Genomic DNA, 6,534 nt, shown 5'->3' on the forward strand with positions numbered 1-6,534 from the left:
GTCGATAGACCGCACCATATGGTGCGATAGCATATTATAATTTTGCAATCGAAAGGGACGGCGCTATTGGCAGTTTCCCGATCTGTGCGTTAGGTTGTACCGATCTACTTCTGCATGAACCAAGGACGTCGATGCCCAAGAAACCGGCCAGCCCAGCCAAGGAAACCAAGTCCGCAGCCCGGCCGGTGGTAAAACCGTTCCGCTTTGGCTTTCTGGTCCATGACGTGTCACGCATGCGCCGCACATTGTTCGATGATGTGATGCGGTCGCGCGGCGTGACCCGATCGCAATGGTCGGTGCTTGCCACCCTGTCCCGCGTCGGCGCCGATGGCATGATGCAGGTCGACATTTCGCGTCACATGGATGTCGGCAAGGTGACGATTGGCGGCCTGATCGACAGGCTGGAGGCTGCCGGCTATGTCGAACGCCGGCTCGACGCCGAAGATCGGCGCGCGCGCCGCGTCTTCATCACCGACCAGGGCTATGAAGTCATTGCCGAGATGCAGAAGGCCGGGAGCAAGCTCAACAAGTCGATCCTGGCCGGCGTGTCCCCGGAACATCAGCGCATCACCGAGGAGACGCTGGCGCAGGTGAAGGCCAACATCCGCGACATGCTGCAAAGCGACTGACGACGGGTCATCCGGTCGCGGCGGGTCATGCCACCGGTCCCAGACCAGCCGCGCTTTCCAGCGCCGTTGCCAAAGCGCCCAGGAAATCGCCTGCCGGGCCACCATCAATGGTTCGATGGTCGACGGTCAGCGACAATCCCATCACCGGACGCACGACGATCGTCTGCCCATCCGCATCGACCCATGGCTTGGCGGCGATCCGGCCAAGTCCGACAATCGCCTGCTGTGGGTAGGTCAGGATCGGCGTGAAATGCTCGACCCGTGTGAGGCCCAGATTGGTGATCGTCACCGTGGCCCCGGTCAGTTCCGCAATCGTCAGCTTGCCCAGTCGTGCTCTTGCCACCAGATCCTGCCGGATCGTCGCAATTTCAGGCAGCGACAGTTGCGCCACGTTGCTGATCGCCGGTGCGACCAGCGCACCCGGCAGGGCAATGGCGCATCCCACATGCACTTCATCATGCAACTCAACGCCCGCCGGCGTCTCCACGCCATTGAAAGCCGGAAAGTCGGCCATGACGCCGGCAATCGCCTTGGCAATCAGATCCTCATAACCGATCTTCACGCCGGCCGCCTTCCATGCCTCGCGCGCGGCGGTCAGGGCAGTGACGTCTATGTCGCAGAAGAAACTCAGTTGCGCGGTTTTCTCCAGGCTTTCCGCCATCTTCTGCGCGATGATCCCGCGCATACCCGCCAATTTGACAATGTCGGTGACCGCCAAAGTGCCTCTCCCTCATTCTGAATATGATTTGCATATATACTATATTGATGATTATCAACTCACATCCAGCAGGAGAGAATGATGCAAGACGGGACGTTCAGCAGGATCGTGATAGACCGGGCGATCGCGACCGTGACGATCGATCGTCCGGCACGCATGAACGCCCTTCACCCTGCAGCCCATGAAGAATTGTCCGATCTCTTCGATCGACTCGCCACTATGGAGGGCCTGCGCGCCGTGATCATCACGGGATCGGGGGACCGCGCCTTTTGCGCCGGCTATGATCTCAAGGATAATCTGGAAACCGGCATCATGGCGCTGCCCTCCACAGGCTTTGCCGGCTTCAACATGCGCACCGACTATCCCCTGCCCGTCATCGCGGCCGTAAACGGAATGGCGCTTGGCGGCGGATTCGAACTGGCGCTTGCCTGCGACATCATCATCGCATCCGATCAGGCCAGCTTTGCCCTGCCGGAACCGAAAGTCGGCTGGGCAGCAGTGGGTGGCGGGGTCCAACGCCTCCCGCGCGCCATTGGCATGAAGCGTGCCATGGATATCATCCTGACCGGCCGCACCGTGGATGCCGCCGAGGCGCTGGCCATCGGCCTGGCTAGCGAAATGGTAGCTGCCGGGGATTTGCTCTCGACCGCACGGCGATGGGCAGACCAGATCGCCGCCTGCGCCCCGCTGGCGCTGCGATGTGCGCGACAGGTTGCCTATGCCTCTTTCGACATGCCGCTCGCCCGCGCGCTCGACATGGGCAACTTCCCTTCGTCCGACGCGGTAATGGCCAGCGAAGACGCGATCGAGGGCAAGCGCGCCTTCGTCGAACGCCGCCCCCCCCTCTGGACCGGTCGGTAAACCACCATCACAGTTTCAGGAGCATCGGTACATGACCTCCAATCTCGACCGCACAAAGGATTTCATCGCCCTGTGGAGCAGGATCGATCTGGAAGCGATTCTTGCCATGATGGCGCCCCATTGCATCTACCATAATATGCCGTGGGCGCCGTTGCAGGGCCATGATGCCATCCGGGAAGGGCTGACCAGCTTTCTGGCGGGCGCCGCGGCGATCGACTGGCAATTGCTGCACGCGGCGGAAAATCGGGACGGCATGGTGATGACGGAACGGGTCGACCGTTTCCTGATCGCCGACCGCTGGATTGAAATGCCCGTCATGGGCATATTCGAATGGCAGGACGGCCTGATCATCCATTGGCGCGACTATTTCGATTCCGCCCGGTTCCAGGCTGAAATGGCTACCATCAGCTAGCCATTACCGTTTCCCCAGCGCTTACTACGCGACACCGAAACGGGAAATCCGCCGCCTTCCAAACATCTTCCATTGCAGCATCGCTCATAAACATATAGTACGCATACTGACGAAACGATAACGGACTATATGGAGCGGACGCAAATGGCCATCGGGGTTGGGATTATTGGCGTGTCCCCCGGCAGAAGCTGGGCGGCGCTGGCGCATATTCCCGCTCTTCAGGCGCTGCCCGATTATGAAATTCGCGCGCTCAGCACCACGCGGCAGGAAAGCGCATCCGCCGCCGCCGCCGAATTCGGCATCGCCAAGGCCTATGACAATCACCAGGCGCTGGTGAGCGATCCAGACGTCGATCTGGTCGCGGTCACGGTGAAGGTACCGCATCATCTGGAACTGGTCAGCGCAGCAATCGCGGCGGGCAAGCATGTCTATTGCGAATGGCCACTCGGCAACGGGCTTGCCGAAGCGGAAGCCATGGCGGCGATGGCGCGGGACAAGGGCGTCGTCGGCGCCGTTGGGTTACAGGCCCGCTCCGCTCCGGCCCTGCGCTATGTCCGCGATCTTGTCGCCGACGGCTATGTCGGTGAGGTGTTGTCTAGCACGCTCGTCGGTTCCGGCATGAACTGGGGCGCGTATATCGACCAGCCCAATGCCTATACGGCGGACAAAGCCAATGGCGCCACGCTACTGACAATCCCCTTCGGCCACACCATGGACGCCGTCGCGCAATGTCTGGGTGAATTTTCCTCGCTACAGGCGCTGCTTGCCAATCGGCGCGATCATTTCACGCTGGTGGAGGATGGCTCGCAAAAGCCGATGACCGCCGAAGATCAGATATTGGTGACGGGCGTGCTGGAAAGCGGTGCCACCATGGCGGTCCATTATCGCGGCGGCTTTTGCCGTGGCACCAACTTCCGCTGGGAAATCAACGGTACGGAAGGCGATATCGTCGCCACGGCCGATGCAGGCCATGCGCAGATGTTTCCGATCACCCTGCAAGGTGGCCGGGGCGAGGACAAGTCACTGCAACCCCTGCCGGTTCCGGCCGACTGTAAATGGACGCCCGCCGACATTCCCCCCTTCGCCGAGAATGTCGCACAGGCCTATGCCCTGCTCGCCAGCGACCTGCGCGACGGCACGTCCCATTGCCCCACCTTCGCCGATGCCGTGCGGCGCCATCGCCTGATCGACGCGATCGAGCGCGCCGCGATCAGCGGCGATCGGGTCTCGCTCTGACCATCATCATCCAACAATTATGACAGTGAGGGAAAATTATGAGTCTGCTTGAAGGGAGAGTCGCCATCGTCACCGGCGGCGGTCGCGGCGTGGGCCGCACCTATGCGCTGAAACTGGCCGAATATGGCGCGAAGGTCGTTGTGAACGACCTGGGCGGCGACGCATCAGGTGGCGGCGCAGACCTGACCCCCGCGCAGGAAGTCGTGGAGGAGATCAAGGCCAAGGGCGGCGAAGCCATCGTCAATGGCGGCGACGTGTCCGACTGGGCCAATGCCAAGGACATGGTGGCACAGGCGGTCGACACCTTTGGACGGCTCGACATCCTCATCAACAATGCCGGCATCCTGCGCGATCGCATGCTGGTCAACATGACCGAGGAAGAATGGGACATCGTCGTCAAGGTGCATCTCAAAGGCACCTTCGCGCCGACCCATCATGCTGCTAACTATTGGCGCACGGAAAGCAAGGCAGGGCGCCAGCCCGACGCCCGCGTCATCAACACGACCTCGCATTCGGCCCTGTTTGCCAATATCGGCCAGGCCAATTATGCGGCGGCCAAGGGTGGCATCGCCAGCTTCAGCCAGGTAGCCGCGCGCGAATTGCAGCGTATCGGCGTGACCGTGAATGCCATCGCGCCCCGTGCCGAAACCCGTATGACGGCTGGCCTGCGGGAATGGACGCCCGAACAGTTGGAACGGCGTGATCCGGAATGGATCGCCGGCTTCATCGCCTGGCTCGCCAGCCCGGAATCCGCGCAGGTCAGCGGCCGCGTGTTCGAAGTCTGGGGCTATGGCATCACCGTTGCTGAAAGCTGGCAGCATGGTCCAAGCTGTGAAGCCTCCAAGGATCCCACCGTGCTGGGCGAACGGATTGCGAAAATCCTCAAATTTGCTCGCTCCAACGCCGGCATCAATCCGGGCGAATGGCTCGATCCCTAAAAGACCATAGAAGGGAGAGGCATGCCTCTCCCTTCATCTGTTTAGATAGTAGAGAAAGTCGCCATGTCTCTCGACGCGCTGTTTCAGCCTCTGACCATCGGCAGCTTGGCCGTTCCTAATCGGATCGTCATGGCGCCGCTCACCCGTGCGCGGGCCGACGCGAACAATATTCCGACGCCCATGCAGGGCGAATATTATGCCCAACGCGCCGATGCCGGACTGATCATATCCGAAGCGACCGCCGTGGATCCCTTGGGCATGGGCTGGTATCGCGCGCCCGGCATCTGGTCGAACGACATGGTCACCGCATGGCGGGGCGTGACAGACAGGGTGCATGCGGCGAACGGCCGCATCTATTGCCAGCTGTGGCATATGGGTCGGCTCGTCCTGCCCGATTATCTTGATGGCGATTTGCCGATCGGCCCCTCTCCTATCGCGGGTGAAGGCGAAACGATGGCACCACCAACGGGTACCTATGATGGCGGCTTCCTGCCCATGAAACCCTATGTTGTGCCACGCGAAATGACGCAGGCCGACATCGATCAGTTGATCGCAGCCTATGGCAAGGCCGCGGCCAATGCGATAGCTGCCGGATTTGACGGTACGGAAATCCATGGCGCAAACGGTTATATCATCGATCAGTTTCTACAGTCCAAGACCAACCAGCGGCAGGATCGCTACGGCGGCAGTATTGAAAACCGCACACGTCTGCTCGGCGAAATCATTGAGGCGGTCATCGCCCATGTCGCCTCTGGTCGCGTCGGCCTGCGGATCAGCCCCACCAGCGAGCGCAAAGGCATGGGGGATGCAAATCCGGCAGCCCTTACCGAAGCGATCGGCGCCCTGGCGCAGCGACATGGCCTGGCCTATATCCATCTGATCGAACCCATCGCATCCGGCTTCATGGAAAAGCCCGACTATCCCGTCATGGATCATCTGCGAGCGGTCTTTACAGGCACCATCATCCAGAATGGCAGTTTCGACGCCCAGACAGCAGCCGACTATATCGATGCTGGGCGGGCAGAAGCCATCTCCTTTGGCCGCCCTTATATCGCCAATCCCGATCTCGTCAGCCGCTTCCGCGACGGACGAGAGTTAGCGCAGCCCAATTTCGACTATGCCTATGTCGGCGATGAACGAGGCTACACCGACTATCCAGTCGCAACTGGCGGCTGAACATCTACCTTCATTTTTGAAAATCGTAAGCGGTGTTTTCCACCCACCTTGCACGGCGTGGTGATTGAGGCAGACGTTGGGCGGTATGGAAGCCCACAGCCTTACGAGCGCACTGGACACCCGCACTGTAGTTAGTCTGGAGCCTGTCCGCCGCCCTGAGGTGCTCGGCAGCATGGCAGGTCGGCGACGGATCTGGACGCTGGAGCAGAAGCTGGCGATAGTCGGGGAGATGGCGCGTTGCGGGAACATCGCCGAGTTCTCCCGCCAGCACGACATTCGCACGTCGCTGCTCTACACGTGGCGCCGGGAGCTGCGCTATGCGTTGGAAGCAGGTCAGGCCACCAGCCATGCTGAACCGATGTTTGTGAGGTGGGCTCGCCTTCTTTGACAGGTTGGCGGTTAAGTTAAGCTCATCCTGGTTGTTGTTGATGCCGCCATTTGGGTGATCAAATCCTGGAGGGCATGCCCCCCCCCCAGGATTTGAAGCGCCGATTTGCCCATATGCCTCGCCTGGGGTTTTCCCTGCAAGGCGTGAATGCGGACGATGGTTGTCATAATAGGCGA

At 60.9% G+C, this 6,534-nt stretch carries 8 protein-coding genes; 7 read left to right on the forward strand and 1 reads right to left on the reverse strand.

The window, feature by feature from the left end:
• The first annotated feature begins 131 nt into the window (after positions 1-131).
• Entirely contained in the window at positions 132-629 is a 498-nt protein-coding gene (locus BMX92_RS17525; RefSeq protein WP_093018851.1) for a MarR family winged helix-turn-helix transcriptional regulator, read from the forward strand.
• Positions 630-654: 25 nt separating this feature from the next.
• Here the strand turns inward: BMX92_RS17525 and BMX92_RS17530 are convergent, their stop codons facing one another.
• Positions 655-1,347: a 2-oxo acid dehydrogenase subunit E2 gene (locus tag BMX92_RS17530; RefSeq protein WP_093018853.1), complete on the reverse strand. Its 693-nt coding sequence runs from the start codon at positions 1,345-1,347 to the stop codon at positions 655-657.
• Positions 1,348-1,425: 78 nt separating this feature from the next.
• On the opposite strand from BMX92_RS17530, the gene BMX92_RS17535 reads away from it, so the two are divergent.
• From BMX92_RS17535 to BMX92_RS28080, 6 genes are all read left to right on the forward strand, one after another.
• Complete coding sequence (locus BMX92_RS17535; RefSeq protein ID WP_256213485.1) at positions 1,426-2,208, forward strand: enoyl-CoA hydratase-related protein; 783 nt, start codon at positions 1,426-1,428, stop codon at positions 2,206-2,208.
• Between the two features lie 31 nt (positions 2,209-2,239).
• On the forward strand, positions 2,240-2,620 hold the full coding sequence (locus BMX92_RS17540; protein ID WP_093018855.1) for a limonene-1,2-epoxide hydrolase family protein: 381 nt from the start codon (positions 2,240-2,242) through the stop codon (positions 2,618-2,620).
• Between the two features lie 144 nt (positions 2,621-2,764).
• A complete protein-coding gene (locus BMX92_RS17545; RefSeq protein ID WP_093018857.1) occupies positions 2,765-3,856 on the forward strand; it encodes a Gfo/Idh/MocA family protein in 1,092 nt (363 codons plus the stop codon).
• A gap of 38 nt (positions 3,857-3,894) precedes the next feature.
• Positions 3,895-4,794 carry an SDR family NAD(P)-dependent oxidoreductase gene (locus tag BMX92_RS17550; RefSeq protein ID WP_093018859.1) on the forward strand — a complete coding sequence of 300 codons (900 nt, stop codon included), beginning with the start codon at positions 3,895-3,897 and terminating at the stop codon, positions 4,792-4,794.
• Between the two features lie 63 nt (positions 4,795-4,857).
• A complete protein-coding gene (locus BMX92_RS17555) occupies positions 4,858-5,970 on the forward strand; it encodes an alkene reductase (RefSeq protein ID WP_093018861.1) in 1,113 nt (370 codons plus the stop codon).
• 229 nt (positions 5,971-6,199) lie between these two features.
• The gene (locus tag BMX92_RS28080) at positions 6,200-6,358 is read left to right on the forward strand and encodes a transposase (RefSeq protein WP_256213486.1); all 159 of its coding nucleotides are present in this window, start codon (positions 6,200-6,202) and stop codon (positions 6,356-6,358) included.
• The last annotated feature ends 176 nt before the right edge of the window (positions 6,359-6,534 follow it).

This window comes from Sphingobium sp. YR768, from assembly GCF_900111125.1.
Classification (GTDB): Bacteria; Pseudomonadota; Alphaproteobacteria; order Sphingomonadales; family Sphingomonadaceae; genus Sphingobium.